This is a genomic window from Mesorhizobium sophorae (assembly GCF_002270415.1).
In the GTDB taxonomy this organism is placed as follows: domain Bacteria; phylum Pseudomonadota; class Alphaproteobacteria; order Rhizobiales; family Rhizobiaceae; genus Mesorhizobium; species Mesorhizobium sophorae.
The window spans coordinates 1-14550 of record NZ_NNRI01000005.1 but is presented as its reverse complement, the minus strand read 5'-3'; the positions used below and the strand labels follow the sequence as shown (position 1 = coordinate 14550).

Here is a 14550-nt window from a genome sequence, read left to right as displayed (position 1 = left end):
ACCGGCGTCTCGCCGCGCTTTACGCCGTGCGCAGAGCCGCGCATCGAGGTGGCTGGGTTCCCGGGCACGCCCTGCTCGCTAGTCAATTAGCTTCCAATGAGCCGAAGAGCTTGAACTCGACGGCTTGATTGAGAACCGTTTTTCAGGAGCGGCAGAATGCGTAATGATCTGGAAAATATCGTTTAGGATTGGCTTCGCCTCGGCGATGTAACCATGTCCCCAGCTTAAGAGGTCCGTCTTCTCAACCTCGACGGTATCTATCTTGTCGAAAAGGAATATCGGAGGCAGAAGGCCAACCCGGGCATAGTCATGAAGCCATCCCGAAGCAGACAACGCGACATCCCCTCCGCAAACGTACGAAGTGGTTCGTCCAGAATTGAGAGTAATGTGGGGACCAACGTGCTTCATTACATCTTGATCGACGTCCGCCGCTGCCAAAATGATCTGATTGACGCCCGACAGTTTGTCCGGTTGCTTGTTTCCGATTATCTCCAAAGCGCCTGTCAGGCAGCGGCAACCCATGCTGTGGGCGATGACGTTTACGCCCACCCCTCTGGTGTTGTTTAGGAATTCTAACAGATACTCCACCAGCACATATTTGCTAGCTTCAACAGTCGCCTCATCGGCTGCGTACCCATTCAACGTTCCTTTTGAAGGCCAACTGAACAAGCTTACGCCCCGTTCGAGACCTAGATCGAACCCAATCTGCGCTGCCCAAAGCACGGCGTCATCAAAGGTGTTGTTGTAGCCATGGATTAGAATGGTTGGAGGAGACGCGCCCTTCGAGTTCGAGAAGTTGTCGCGTACCAATTGCCAGTGAAGCTCGTCGTCAAGAAGAACCAGCTTCCGAATCTTTAGCCGATCATCGCCCCTGAGAAGCCGCTTCCAAAACGATGAGCCAATTGAACCAACTTTGTGAGACTTCGGAACAAAGACCTCACACGAGCCATAAGAAAGAGTCGTGTTGCGGCTGGAGCCAAACGACATGTTGGTTCCCATTCGCAATAGGTTTCGGTTTGTCGCGAACAGAACCTGATATGTCGGTTCCTTGATTGGCAAAGGTTTCGAACTCCCTAATCGCGGTTGCATGTGGGCCTTGTTGGCCCACCCCTCAAGATCATACTCGCTACCGCGCTGAGCGGACTCGAGCACAAGTGGCCTTTGGTCGTACGGTATTGATAGGGTCTCAATCCTCGACCCCGCGAAATTCGCTCCTAAAAGCTGCGCACCTTCAAATCGCGCCCCGAAAAAATCCGCCTGGATAAATTTAGCTCCCTGCGCTTGAACAAGAGACAGATCGGCTCCGCTGAATTTTGCATTGATGAAAACCGCATCCGTCAGATCTGCACCGGACAAGTCCGCACCATCGAATTTCGATCTCGAAAAATCGAGGCCAGCAAAATTGGCTTCTCTGAGGTTGGCACCTGAAAAGTCAAAGCGCCTGAAAAAATCGAAGCGTGGTTCTCCGAAATACCGCTCGGGTACGGCCTCGCGAAAGTTTAATCCTGAAAGGTCTGGCGTAAATTTCACTAGGCGACGACGGTCATTCCAAGTGGCGTGGCCGTCTTTCACCCATTCTACGTGTTCCGTCTTTGCCACGGCACCCCCCTGTGCAACTGCTTCGCCCTAAAGGTCGAAACTTGCCTTTGCTAGCATCAAGCGGCCAACAAATCTTTCTACATATTTGAGGTTATGACGCCGAGCTGCGTGGAGGTTCAGCGAGTTATCAACGTTCAAGGTGTAGGCAGGCCCTTTGACGCCGAGCCTTCTAGCCCAAATACCGGCGCGTCATCTGTTCGCTCGGATGTCTGCTTTGGGGAAGCCGCTAGAGTTAGCTGGACGACCGAATGGAGGCGCAAAGCAGTCATGGGCGCCTTCGGCTGTCACAGTTTGCTACGGGGTCAGATCATGTCATACAATGTTCGCGACTGAACGACTTTGAAGGGTCGAAAGCGGCAATGCGTGTCAGGTACCAAGTGTCAGGTTTTCACCGCTAGGCGAGCGCCCGCAGCTTCGCCTTCACTTCGAGAAAATCCCGCCATGCCAGCTTCTTGTGCGCTGGGGTCCGCAGGAGATAGGCCGGATGCAGCGTTGGCATGGCCGGGATGGCGATGCCGGAAGCCGTCGTGTGGACGCGCCAGTTGCCGCGCAGCCGCAAGATGCCTTCCGAAGTGTTGAGCAAGGTCTTGGCAGACGGGCCGCCGAGGTTGATCAGCACCTTCGGATTGACCAGCTCGATCTGCCGCTCGATGAACGGCCGACAGATCTCGGTCTCGTGCGGCGTCGGCGTGCGATTGCCCGGCGGCCGCCACGGAATGACGTTGGCGATATAGACGGAAGTGCGGTCGAGCCCGATCGCCGCCAGCATGCGGTCGAGCAGCCGGCCCGAGCGGCCGACGAAGGGCAGGCCCTCGATGTCCTCGTCGCGGCCGGGCGCTTCGCCCACCAGCATGACGGCGGCCTGCGGGTTGCCGTCGGCGAACACCAGGTTCTTGGCGGTGGCCTTGAGATTGCAGCCGTCGAAGGCCGCCATGTGCTGGCGAAGGTCGTCCAGGGTCGTTGCCGTCGTTGCCAAGTGGCGCGCCAGCGCCGCCTGCGCCTCGTCGGGAACCGCAGCGGTTATCGACGGTGCACGCGCCACGGGCGGTGGATTTGCTCTGTCGGCCGGCTGGGGGCGCGACGCGTTCGTCGAACCAGGTGGCGCAACGGCGTCGGTGGACGGCGCCACCGGCCGCTCCGCCGGATTGGGCGCCTCTGCGAACCGGTTCACCGGCTGGTCTTCAAGCGCCTCGTCGACACCGGCGCTGGCATAAAAGGCCAGCAGGTCGGCAAGGTCCTGTCTGTTGTTTGGGGAAGCGGCAGTCATGGCGGCACATTCGTCCGCATGACGGGAATTTGCAAGGCTGGCCGCTTGCTCTAGCCCGTAGGTATGCGTGGGTCCTGCACCAGATAGAACGTCCAGCGCGGCGTATAGTCGGTCATCAGGAATTCGAACCTGGCGGTTTTCAGCGGGTCGACTTTGCCGTTCTTGAACAGCAGGCGGTCATAGGGTTCGAAATCGCGGTCGAAATCGGCGAAACTGCTCGACCAGATATTGTCCGGTGTCTTGTTGCGCTGGTCGAACGAAAGTCCGTCGCCGAACACGCTTGGCTGGTTCAGGATTTCCTGCAGCTCGAACTGGAATTCGACCCAGGCCTGGCCGCTGTTGTTGAGCACGTCGATGCGCATATACATGACGCCATTGGCGAACTCGCCGGCCTTGCCGAAGGCCTGGATCGGCTTTGTCGTGCGGATGGTCAGCGTCACTGGCGTTGACGAATTCAGCTCTTCGGTGATGACCAGCGGATCGTCCTTTGTTCCGATGCCCGATGCGCCGGTGATGTGGAAACCGCCGAGCTCGTCGGAGAAGGAGTAGGCGCCCGTCGCCCAGACTTTCACCTCGTCCGCGGCGACGTGACCCGGTGCCAGCATCGGAAGGGCCAAAAGAAGCGCCCGGCAGGCCCGGCCGGGCGTCGATGGAAAGCGCGTCGATGAAAAGCCGCCTGGCCCAGGAATGCGCATGGCACGAAGTATGGCCGATAAGCGAGCCGTCAAACAATTAAAAACGTAAGCGCTGACCGCCCCGGAAGACGAAAACAGCCGCTAAGCCCTCGCGATGCGCGACTTTTTGGCCAAAACGGCATTGTCACGTATGCGCCGGTTTCCTGTCGCCAATTGATGCGCTATGCAGCGCAGGAGCCAGCAAGATACCCGAATGGGATAAGCCAGTGCGGAGGGGTTGATGAGCGACATCGAACGCGAAAGCATGGAATTCGACGTGGTTGTCGTCGGCGCCGGCCCGGCCGGCCTCGCCGCCGCCATCCGCCTCAAGCAAGTCAATCCCGAACTCTCGGTCGTCGTCCTGGAAAAGGGCGGTGAAGTCGGCGCCCATATCCTCTCCGGCGCCGTCGTCGATCCGATCGGCATCGACCGGCTGCTGCCGGGCTGGCGCGACGAGGAAGGCCACCCGTTCAAGACGCCGGTGACCGACGATCATTTCCTGGTGCTTGGTCCGGCCGGCTCGTTCCGTCTGCCCAATATCCTGATGCCGCCGCTGATGAACAATCACGGCAACTACATCGTTTCGCTGGGCAATGTCTGCCGCTGGCTGGCGACCAAGGCCGAGGCGCTTGGCGTCGAGATCTATCCGGGCTTTGCCGCGGCCGGCTTGCTCTACAATGAGGATGGCGCTGTCACCGGCGTCGTCACCGGCGACATGGGCGTCGAGAAGGACGGCACGCACGGCCCGGGCTTTGCGCCGGGCATGGCGCTGATGGGCAAATATGTGCTGATCGGCGAGGGCGCGCGCGGTTCGCTCGCCAAGCAGCTGATCGCGAAATACAAGCTGTCCGATGGCCGCGAGCCCGGCAAATACGGCATTGGCCTCAAGGAACTCTGGCAGGTCAAGCCGGAGAACCACCGGCCGGGCCTGGTGCAGCATTCCTTCGGCTGGCCGCTCGACATGAAGACCGGCGGTGGCTCGTTCCTTTACCATCTCGAGGACAACCAGGTGGCGGTGGGCTTCGTGCTCCACCTCAATTACAAGAACCCCTGGCTGTCGCCGTTCGAGGAGTTCCAGCGTTTCAAGACCCATCCGGCGATCAGAGGCACCTTCGAGGGTGCCAAGCGCCTGGGCTATGGTGCGCGCGCCATCACCGAAGGCGGCTGGCAGTCGGTGCCAAAACTGTCGTTCCCCGGTGGCGCGCTGATGGGCTGCGCGGCCGGTTTCGTCAACGTGCCGCGCATCAAGGGCTCACACAATGCGGTGCTGTCCGGCATGCTGGCGGCCGAACATGTCGCCGAGGCGATCGGAGCCGGTCGCGCCAATGACGAGCTCTCCTCCTACGAAGCGGCCTGGCGGGCGACCGACATCGGCAAGGACCTGAAGAAGGTGCGCAATGTCAAACCGCTATGGTCGCGCTTTGGCACCATCGTCGGCGTCGGTCTCGGCGGCCTCGATATGTGGCTGAACACGCTGTTCGGCGTCTCGCCCTTCGGCACGCTGAAGCATGGCAAGGCCGACTATGCGACGCTTGAGCCTGCCGCCCAGCACCAGAAGATCGCCTATCCGAAGCCCGACGGCGTGCTGACCTTCGACCGCTTGTCCTCGGTGTTCCTGTCGAACACCAATCACGAGGAAAACGAGCCGGTGCATCTGCTGGTCGGCGACATGGCCCTGCAGCAGCGCTCCGAACACGATGTCTTTGCCGGACCCTCGACGCGCTATTGTCCGGCCGGCGTTTATGAGTGGGTAGACAAGGATGGCAACGCCGCCGCCGATCCGGCGGCGAAGGATGTGCGCTTCGTTATCAACGCGCAGAACTGCGTCCACTGCAAGACTTGCGATATCAAGGATCCGAACCAGAACATCAACTGGGTCCCGCCGCAGGGCGGCGAGGGACCGGTCTACCAAGGCATGTAAAGTGGAACGCGCTGGCGGTACTGTGCCGCCAGTCCAAGCATCGTCGTTGGAAAGGAGCCGGATATGCGCTTGCTCATTCTTTCAGGTCTGGCGATCGTTGGCGCCTTGTGCGGTTCAGCGACGGCTGCATCGGCAGGCGTGAAAATCCTGGTCAAGACGCAGACATACGACATCTCCGGCAAGACCGGAGAGGCTCTGATCGAGTCCATGGACCGCAACGGGCCGAGGCATGGCTTCATGGCTCGCGCCATCGCACAGACGAGCTATACAAAGGCTTGGGAGTTCGACCTTGTTGAGGTCAAGGGAACCTGCCGCATCGGGCAAGTCAACGGAACGCTCAACCTGAATTTTACCTACCCCCGTGTCGCGTCCGCCCTCCCGCCGGCCCTCGACAAGCGCTGGGCGCGTTTCTTCGCCGGCGTTCGCACGCATGAGGAGACCCATGGCGACATTGCCAGGCAGATGATGCGTGCGACCGAGAAGTCGCTCAGGGGCCTGACAATCCCCAATGACTCCCAGTGTTCCAAGGCACGGCGTGAGGCGCGGCGGCGGATCGACGCGGTTTTTGACGACTATGAGGCCAGGCAGAATGCCTTCGACGCGCGCGAACACCGGGAAGGCGGTCACGTAGAATATCTGGTCGAGGCCCTGGAGCGGCCTTAGGGCCAAAAACTCACTCAAATTGGCTGCCCGGTCGACGGGAACGAGCACAGAGCGCCAGGCTTGACAGTCAAATGGTCCGTTCCATCAGGACGGACTGCAACATCGGCCCAGGGCCAATGCGCACTTCGATCCGCCCTACCGAGATGAAGCCCAAAGCTGCATAGAACCCTTCTGCGTTGAGACTTGCCTGGCATTCGAAGCGGCGCACACCGGACAAGCGTGCATCTTCTTCGCAACGCCGGAAAAGCTGGCGCCCGATCCCGCGGCCCAGCCATTCGGGACGAGTGGCGAAATGTCGGATGTGCGCGAGTTCGGGCCTCACCTCGGAGCTTCCCGGACGTTCTCTGGACCAACCGCCGCAGCCGGCGGCAAAGCCATCTTCATTGACCGCGAGATAGTAGGTGCCAGCCGAAAGCAACGCAGGGTTTGCGCGAGTGATCAAAGGCAGCGCAGCTTCAAGAATGGTCTGATCGTATGCCGTGCGCATCAGGCCGGGATAGGAAGCGAGAAGCAACTCGCTTACCCCAGCTTCGTCCTCTGGCGTGGCGCGTCTGACGATGAAGGTGGGGGACATGCACGGCACCTCGTATGTCGAACGGGCCGACCTTCGGCGGACCATCGAGCCATGTCAAATCGAACACGCCAAGGGTCCAAACTCTGACCGCAGGGCATGATCCCAAAAAGTGGAATCCGGTTGTCGGAAAGGATCATCCTCTAACGGCCTCTAACCCCGATATCCGTTTCGCGATTTTCCGGCCGGCACCAGCAACACAGTCGCGGTCTCGTGTTCGTCGGTCGGCTTTTGCTCGTTCAGCCTGAGCGTGAACTCGACCAGCACCGGCAGGTGGTCCGAGCCGGTTTCTTCCAAACGTGTCGCGGAATGAATGGTCACCCCGCCCTTGCTGAAAACCTGGTCGATCGGCAGGCCGGCGAAACGCCGCAGGAAGTCCGGCAGCTTGATGTATGTCCAGGTCGGTCCGGCGGATGGCATGACGGTCAGCCCGCCGAGCGCGGCGACGCGGTGCACTGCGGCGCTCCATGGCACGGCGTTGCAGTCGCCTGCCATGATGGCTGTCTCGCCGAGCGATGAGAGCGATTCGGTAAGCTCACCGATCTGCCAGTGCTGCTCGCGTGGCCAAGGCCAGCTCAGATGGATCGCCGCGACATCGACGCCAATGCCGCCGAAGTCGACGGTCGCTGTCGCCATGGCGCCGCGCCGCTCGCAATGCGGTTCGGTGCCGGCGGCAAAGGGCCGCCGCGAGAGCAGCGCGACGCCGAATATGCCGTTGGGGTAGGGGCAGAGGATCCGGTATGGATAGGCGCTGCTGATATAGCCTAGCTCGGTCGTCCACATCGCCGACACCTCGTCGAGGGTGATCACGTCGGGATTGGTCCGGCCGATCAGCGACAGCACCTTCTTAGGCGTTGGATTGTCGTAGCGCAGGTTCATCTGCAGCAGCTTGTAGACCATCTGGCCAGCCGGCTTGGCGACCGCTTCCACCGGCCACAACTGCGGCAGCGCGCTGATTGTCGTGGCAAAGGCCGCCACGGCAAAGAGCAACGCAGCGGCGGCTTGCAGGCGAAATGTCGTGGCCAGCAGCGGCAGTGCGCAAAGCGCCATCAGCACGGCAAGGTGAACGCGGAAATGCGAGAAGGAATCGAAGGCCGGGTGCAAGGCGCCGAAGAACCCGGCGACCAGGGCAACCGAGAACATCATCATCGCGATGAATGCCAGTGAAGCTGCCATGTCTCGACTGCGTCTCATCGGCTCAGGTCTGCACGGGTTACCAACTGTGGTGCTGCACGGTTATCGGCAAAAATGCGGCCCAATCAAGATGACTGGATGCCCAATGCATGTCGCCCAAAAGTGCGCAGCGGTTTTGGGGCAACGACATGCATAAAACAAATGCATGTCGCCCAAAAGTGCGCAGCGGTTTTGGGGCAACGACATGCATAAAACAAATGCATGTCGCCCAAAAGTGCGCAGCGGTTTCAACGAGACACGCTCTAGGTGATGCGCGATCGGCCTATTGGAACGCCGTCTCCGAAAAACTTCTCAGCTTGCGCGAATGCAGCCGCTCCATAGGCATTTCCGCGAGTTTCTCCATCGCCCGGATGCCGATGGTCAGGTGCTGCGCCACCTGCCGCTTGTAGAACTCGGTCGCCATGCCGGGCAGCTTCAGTTCGCCATGCAGGGGTTTGTCCGAAACGCACAGCAGCGTGCCGTAGGGCACGCGGAAGCGGAAGCCGTTGGCCGCGATGGTCGCCGATTCCATATCGAGCGCAATGGCGCGCGACTGTGACAGACGCTGCACCGGTCCGCGCTGGTCGCGCAGCTCCCAGTTGCGGTTGTCAATGGTGGCGACGGTGCCGGTGCGCATGATGCGCTTGAGGTCATAGCCGGACAGGCCGGTAACCTCTGCGACAGCTTCCTGCAGCGCCACCTGGATCTCGGCCAGCGGCGGGATTGGCACCCAGACCGGCAGGTCGTCGTCAAGCACGTGATCCTCGCGCACATAGGCATGCGCCAGCACATAGTCACCGAGCGCCTGGGTGTTGCGCAGCCCGGCGCAGTGGCCAAGCATGACCCAGGCATGCGGCCTCAGCACCGCGATATGGTCGGTGATCGTCTTGGCGTTGGAAGGCCCGACGCCGATATTGACCATGGTGATGCCGCCATGGTTCGGCTTCTTCAGATGATAGGCCGGCATCTGTGGCAGGCGTGGCGGCGCGACCCCTTCGCTGGGCGCGCTTTGCCCGCCCTTGGTGATGACATTGCCCGGCTCGACGAATTCGCTATATCCGCCGCCGCCTCCGGCCATCAGGTCGCGCGCCCGGGCAACGAACTCGTCGATGTAGAACTGGTAGTTGGTGAACAGCACGAAGTTCTGGAAATGCTGCGGCGTGGTCGCCGTATAATGCGACAGGCGGTGCAGCGAATAGTCGATGCGCTGCGCCGTGAAGGGCGCTAATGGCCGTGTGTCGCCGAAGGCCACTTCGAAAGTGCCGTTGGCGATCTGGTCGTCGGTGCCGTCGAGGTCCGGCACGTCGAACAGGTCGCGGATCGGCCGCCTGATGCGCTCGGCGGCCGAGCCGTCGACGTGGGTGCCTTCAAGAAAGGCGAAGTGCAGCGGAATAGGGGTGGTCGATTCCGACACGGTGACCGCGACACCATGATTGCGCATGATCAGGCGCAACTGCTCGACCAGGTAGCTCTCGAACAGGCCCGGCTGGGTGACGGTGGTCGAAAAATGTCCCGGCGTCGGCATATGGCCGTAGGCTTGGCGCGAGTCGATCTGGGTGAACGAATTGGTGGTGACACCGATCTCCGGGTAGAAGGCGCGGTAGCGCTTGCTATTGTCGCCGCCAGCTGTCGCCAGTGCCGCGAAGGAATCGCGCAGGAACTTGGTGTTGCGGTCGTACAACGCCTGCAGGGCGGCGACGGCCTTTTTGGGGCTATCAAAGCTTTGCCGGCCAAAAGGCTCCGGCATGACGACCGATTCGATGGCTTGTGGGTAGATTCGCTTTTCCATGGCTCAATATAGAGACTTGGATCGGCTCTTGGGAGGGGTGTCGCGACCGAAGGCGGCCAAAGCGTCCTTTTTCTTCAACCGCGCTGCAGGCTGACCAGGAGCACGAAGCCGACACCGGACTTCCTCAAAGCGGGCGCTTCGATCGTCGAACCGGTATCGGCGCGCATCATCGGCACGGCCAGAACCGGAGCAGCCAGAACCATCAGGATAAGCGCCGCCCGCGGCAGAAGCCGAAGGGTCTTGAGAGTGTTGGCGGCGATGCGGTTCATGGTGTTCTGCTTTTCTTTTCGAGGTCTTGGTTTCTTTGTTCAGTTGCGAAGATGGTTGGGGCAGGCGAGGTGGCACGTCCTGGAGCCGGCTTCGTCCCAGGCGCGGGCCGGACGGCCCGTTTCGGCGACGAGGATGGCGAAGAACATTCCAAACAGGCTCATCAGCAGGCAGACGATGGTGAAGCGGCGAGCAAGCATTGGTCGTGTCTCCTTCAACACGCAGGAGAATGCCCGAGCGCGACTGAACCGGCTCTGATGCCAACGTTCATCTGCGGTTCAAATTGGTCGATCGGATTTTGACAGTGCCTGCGTCAGTCCCGGCTGGCGCAGTGCGCTGCGAACCAGGCGCGGGCTCCTCGCGCCTGGACAAATAAAAACGGGGCCCGTCGAGGCCCCGTTTTATGTCGTGAGGATGCGGTCGATCAGAGCTTGTGCCAGGTCTGGCTCTTGCAGATCAGTCCGCCAAGCACGCAGCCGCTCATCTTGAGCGAGGTGCCCGACAATGTCGCCTTGCCTGAATAGGTCTTGTCGTTTGCCGGATCGGTGATGTTGCCGGCATATTTGTTGTCGCCGGCCGCCTTGAGCGAGCCGATGGTCTTGCCGGCAAATTTGCCGGACTTGAGCGTGATGGAAAACGTGTCGCTGCCCGCGATGGCTGCGGTATCTCCCGCCTGTGTCTTCCAATTGCCTTCGATCGGATCGGCGCACGCCGCACCCGCCATGATCAATGTGGCCGCCAGGGCCAGGCTCACTTTTCGAAACATGGGCTTCCTCCCTTTGGATTTGCGGCCCGACGCTCCGCCTCGCCCGTCTGCCGCTTACGCAAACGTAAGCTAATCCAGCTCCCGGCAAAACAAAAGCGGTGCCGCGGCGTAAGATTCTGGGATTCTGAAAGACGCCCACGCGGGCCGCACGGGCAAGAAAGGAAAGCATCCGCGGATCGTGTTTGTTTCCCGTGGTTAGCGGAGTGTTGATTCCTGCCGCGAAAATTTTCGTCGAATTTGAAGAAAACCGGCCCGATTGCTGACTTTGTATCCTTAATGAATTTCCGCGTTTACCTCTTGTTTTAGCTTTGTTTTCCTCAAATTAAGCACGCCATTTAACGACGGATTCAAGCCTCCACGGCATTCTCGAAAGCATCGGAAGAGCAGCCCGCAAGGACAAACGAAGGCAGCTCTCGGGAGCCAGACAGGGCCAAGAACAGGGGATTGAAATGGCACGTTTTGAAATGCTTGAAGCAGGCTTCGGCGCCATGGGGGCAACTGCCCAGGCCGACATCCTTTTCGAACTGGGCATGATGTATGCGACTGGCCGCGATTGCGAGACCGATGTCGTTGCCGCCCACAAATGGTTCAACATCGCCGCGATCAAGGGTTCGGCCCGCGCTGCGGAACTGCGCTCCGAACTGTCGGCGGCGATGTCGAAGGTCGAGATCGCCAAGGCGCTTCGCGAAGCTCGCGAATGGATGACCATGCACTGAGTTCCGCCGACCGCGGATAGACCTATCCAAGACAGGGAAGCCCGGGATCAAGACCGCACAGACGGCCAGACCCGGCGGAATGGAAGGCCGCGCAAGACGGTCGACGACCTGGAGCACGATCCCGAAAAGTGGAATCCGGTTTTCGGAAATCAGGCTCAAACAAGAGATAAGAAGAACGCGACAGGCCGGCCTGGCTTAGTCGCGCGATGCGGGGAAGGCGAGCGGGATTTCGGGGCGCGGGGGCGCTTGGGGCCGCTTGACGAGCAAAAAAGCCACGACCAGCCGAAACAAGGCTGGCGTGGCTTTTTTGCGTGGATGACGTCTTGCAGGCCCAATCGAGTGCTGCCGATGCGCCTAGACAGGCCCGGTGAAGGATGAAATTGTCCCGCCTCTCTGGAAGAAGCGCGGCCGGGCGGCCGCGCGTGAGTGGAGGAGTTCTATCACCATGAAAAAAATAAGTATTTTGAGCGCGGCCGTTTTTGGCCTGATGATGAGTGCGCCGGTCGCATTCGCCGACGACCTCACCTTTGCGGTGGTCGGTCCGATGACCGGACAACTCGCCACCATCGGCGATCAGTTCAAGCAGGGCGCACAGGCCGCTGCTGACGCGATCAATGCGGCGGGTGGTGTCGACGGTCGCCAGATCAAGCTGAGTATCCAGGACGACCAGTGCGATCCCAAGCAGGCCGTGTCGGTCGCCAACCGCATCGTCGCCGATGGCGTCAAGTTCGTCGATGGCCATGCCTGTTCGGGTTCGAGCATTCCGGCCTCTGCCGTCTATGCCGAAGCCGGCGCCCTGATGATGAGCCCGGCCTCGTCAAACCCGGTGCTGACTGACGCGGCGGCCAAGGCCGGCTGGCCGACGATCATGCGCCTTTATACCCGTGACGATGCGCAGGGCGCCTTCATCGGCCCATGGATCGCCAAGAAGTTTGCCGGCAAGAACGTCGTCGTCCTGCACGACAAGAGCGCCTACGGACAGGGCGTGGCTGACGCCGTCAGGGCAACCATGAATGCCGGTGGCCTCAAGGAGGTGTATTATGACGGCATCAATGCCGGCGAGAAGGACTATTCGGCTCTCGTCACCAAGCTCAAGGATCTGAAGGCGGACGTCGTCTATTTCGGCGGTTATCATCCTGAAGCCGGTCTGATCCTGCGCCAGTCGGCGGAACAGAACCTGAAGTTCCAGCTGATCATGCCGGACTCCATCGCTTCGCCGGAATTCTGGCAGGTTGCCGGCCCGGCCGGCGAGGGCACGATGTTCGTCTTCCCGTCGGATCCGCAGGCAAAGCCTGAAGCCAAGGCAGCCGTCGAGAAGATCAAGGCCGGCGGCTTCGTACCGGAAGGCTTCACGTTGTTCTCCTACGCGGTGGTCCAGGCTTTCGCCGAAGGCGTCAAGCGCGCCGGCAGCGACGATCCGGGCAAGGTTGCCGAAGCGTTGAAGAACGGCACGCCGATCAGCACCGTTGTCGGCAATGTCACCTTCGACGAGAAGGGCGACCTCAAGAACGCCAGCTATGACATCAACCAGTGGCACGACGGCAAATACGCGCCGATTGCGCAGTAGTCATCGCCTGGCGACCACATAGCATAAGGAAATGGCCGGTTCGTCCCGGCCATTTTTCTTTGTAATTAGTCGTCCGCTTTCGACTGTCAGCTTGCGGCTGCGGTCGGGGCGCTCTGGTCCTCCACGAACCGCACCAGCACCGTCCCATCGGTGACCTGCGCGCCTTCGGTGGCAATCTCGGCGATCACCCCGTCATGCGGCGCGGCGATGGTGTGCTCCATCTTCATCGCTTCAAGGATCAGCAGCGGCTGGCCCTTGATCACCGCATCGCCTTTGGCCGCGCGCACCAGCTTGACCAGCCCCGGCATCGGCGCGCGCAGGCTGCCGGCGCCTGCCGCCGCCTCATCCGCCCGCGCCAGCGGGTCCGGCACGGTAAAGGTATAGCCAACGGCGCCTTCGAACACCGTGATATGGCCGGGCCAGCGGGCGAGGCGTGGCGTGGCGCGAAAATCATGCGCGTTGGCGTTGTCGTAAGGCTCGTCCAGCGCCACCTGGAACCGCCCGTCCGGTCGCATCGAAACCCTTGCCGCGATATCGATTTCGCCGAACTTCAGCCGTGTGCGCCGGGCCACGCTGTGGAAATGCGCGTAGCCGGCAAGCGACGACCAGGGGTCGCTCGACGACGGCAATGCGCCGGCACCCGAAGCCGCAAGCGCGGCTGCCGCAACGGTCTCGTCGCTCGGCGGCGCGACCTCGGTCAGTGCCGGTTGATGCCGGGCGATCAAGCTGGTGTCGACATCGCCAGCGGCAAAGTCCGGATCGACGGCCAGAGCGACAAGAAAGGCGGTGTTGACGGTCGAGCCGGCGATCTCTGTTTGCGACAGCGCCGCGCCGAGCGCTTCCAGGGCCGCCTGCCTGTCCTTTGCGTGGACGACCAGCTTGGCGATCATCGGGTCGTAATAGGGCGAGATGGCATCACCGGCCCGCACGCCGGTCTCGATGCGCATCGCGGCGCCTTCAGGGGCCGCGTCCGGAAACTTCAGATGATGCAAGGTGCCGGTCGCCGGCAGGAACCCCTTTGTCGCATCCTCGGCATAGATGCGCGCCTCGAAGGCATGGCCTGTAAGCGCGATCTCGTTCTGCGTCTTCGGCAGCTTTTCGCCGCTGGCGACCCGCAACTGCCACTCGACCAGGTCGGTGCCGGTGACCATTTCGGTGACCGGGTGTTCGACCTGCAGGCGGGTGTTCATTTCCATGAACCAGAAGCGGTCGGCCTTCAGGCCTTGCGAGGCATCAACAATGAACTCGATGGTGCCGGCGCCGGAATAATTGATCGCCTTGGCGGCTTTTACCGCCGCATCCGTCATCGCCTTGCGCAGCGCCGGGGTCATGCCGGGTGCGGAGGCTTCCTCGATCACCTTCTGGTGGCGGCGCTGCGCCGAGCAGTCGCGTTCGTAGAGATGCACCGCATTGCCGAAGTTGTCGCCGAACACCTGCACCTCGATATGGCGCGGCTTGTCGACATATTTCTCAACCAGCACGCGGTCATCACCGAAAGCGGCCTTTGCCTCGCGGCGCGCACTGGACAGCGCCTCGGAAAACTCATCGGGATGCTCGACCCGGCGCATGCCCTTGCC

The 14550-nt window shown here is 61.2% G+C and carries 14 protein-coding genes; 4 read left to right on the top strand and 10 right to left on the bottom strand.

Features of this window, described 5'->3' with window-relative positions:
- Nucleotides 1-78: 78 nt before the first annotated feature.
- The 3 genes from CGZ66_RS03825 to CGZ66_RS03815 form a co-directional block, all read right to left on the bottom strand.
- Nucleotides 79-1599, bottom strand: a complete 1521-nt coding sequence (locus tag CGZ66_RS03825; RefSeq protein WP_095081747.1) for an alpha/beta hydrolase — start codon at nt 1597-1599, stop codon at nt 79-81.
- A 394-nt stretch (nt 1600-1993) separates the two neighbouring features.
- Nucleotides 1994-2866, bottom strand: a complete 873-nt coding sequence (locus tag CGZ66_RS03820) for a uracil-DNA glycosylase (protein WP_095081744.1) — start codon at nt 2864-2866, stop codon at nt 1994-1996.
- A 50-nt stretch (nt 2867-2916) separates the two neighbouring features.
- Entirely contained in the window at nt 2917-3561 is a 645-nt protein-coding gene (locus tag CGZ66_RS03815; RefSeq protein ID WP_095081741.1) for a hypothetical protein, read from the bottom strand.
- A gap of 220 nt (nt 3562-3781) precedes the next feature.
- On the opposite strand from CGZ66_RS03815, the gene CGZ66_RS03810 reads away from it, so the two are divergent.
- On the top strand, nt 3782-5461 hold the full coding sequence (locus tag CGZ66_RS03810; RefSeq protein WP_095081739.1) for an electron transfer flavoprotein-ubiquinone oxidoreductase: 1680 nt from the start codon (nt 3782-3784) through the stop codon (nt 5459-5461).
- Between the two features lie 63 nt (nt 5462-5524).
- On the top strand, nt 5525-6124 hold the full coding sequence (locus tag CGZ66_RS03805) for a DUF922 domain-containing protein (protein ID WP_095081737.1): 600 nt from the start codon (nt 5525-5527) through the stop codon (nt 6122-6124).
- Nucleotides 6125-6191: 67 nt separating this feature from the next.
- Here the strand turns inward: CGZ66_RS03805 and CGZ66_RS03800 are convergent, their stop codons facing one another.
- The 6 genes from CGZ66_RS03800 to CGZ66_RS03780 form a co-directional block, all read right to left on the bottom strand.
- Nucleotides 6192-6698, bottom strand: coding sequence for a GNAT family N-acetyltransferase (locus CGZ66_RS03800; protein WP_095081766.1), 507 nt, complete (start codon nt 6696-6698; stop codon nt 6192-6194).
- A 150-nt stretch (nt 6699-6848) separates the two neighbouring features.
- Nucleotides 6849-7871 carry an endonuclease/exonuclease/phosphatase family protein gene (locus CGZ66_RS03795; RefSeq protein ID WP_167391978.1) on the bottom strand — a complete coding sequence of 341 codons (1023 nt, stop codon included), beginning with the start codon at nt 7869-7871 and terminating at the stop codon, nt 6849-6851.
- A gap of 280 nt (nt 7872-8151) precedes the next feature.
- A complete protein-coding gene (locus CGZ66_RS03790) occupies nt 8152-9615 on the bottom strand; it encodes an AMP nucleosidase (protein ID WP_477422900.1) in 1464 nt (487 codons plus the stop codon).
- Nucleotides 9616-9731: 116 nt separating this feature from the next.
- On the bottom strand, nt 9732-9926 hold the full coding sequence (locus CGZ66_RS03785) for a hypothetical protein (protein WP_095081732.1): 195 nt from the start codon (nt 9924-9926) through the stop codon (nt 9732-9734).
- A gap of 39 nt (nt 9927-9965) precedes the next feature.
- Nucleotides 9966-10124, bottom strand: coding sequence for a hypothetical protein (locus tag CGZ66_RS39760; protein ID WP_167391977.1), 159 nt, complete (start codon nt 10122-10124; stop codon nt 9966-9968).
- A gap of 224 nt (nt 10125-10348) precedes the next feature.
- Complete coding sequence (locus CGZ66_RS03780) at nt 10349-10690, bottom strand: DUF2147 domain-containing protein (RefSeq protein ID WP_095081730.1); 342 nt, start codon at nt 10688-10690, stop codon at nt 10349-10351.
- Nucleotides 10691-11139: 449 nt separating this feature from the next.
- Here CGZ66_RS03780 and CGZ66_RS03775 point away from each other — a divergent pair, with 449 nt between their 5' ends.
- Both CGZ66_RS03775 and CGZ66_RS03770 read left to right on the top strand, forming a co-directional pair.
- Nucleotides 11140-11406: an SEL1-like repeat protein gene (locus tag CGZ66_RS03775; RefSeq protein ID WP_010915070.1), complete on the top strand. Its 267-nt coding sequence runs from the start codon at nt 11140-11142 to the stop codon at nt 11404-11406.
- 445 nt (nt 11407-11851) lie between these two features.
- Nucleotides 11852-12973 carry an ABC transporter substrate-binding protein gene (locus CGZ66_RS03770; protein ID WP_095081728.1) on the top strand — a complete coding sequence of 374 codons (1122 nt, stop codon included), beginning with the start codon at nt 11852-11854 and terminating at the stop codon, nt 12971-12973.
- A gap of 86 nt (nt 12974-13059) precedes the next feature.
- On the opposite strand, the gene CGZ66_RS03765 is transcribed toward CGZ66_RS03770, so the two are convergent.
- A partial coding sequence (locus CGZ66_RS03765; RefSeq protein ID WP_095081726.1) for an ATP-binding protein occupies nt 13060-14550 on the bottom strand: 1491 nt, incomplete at its 5' end.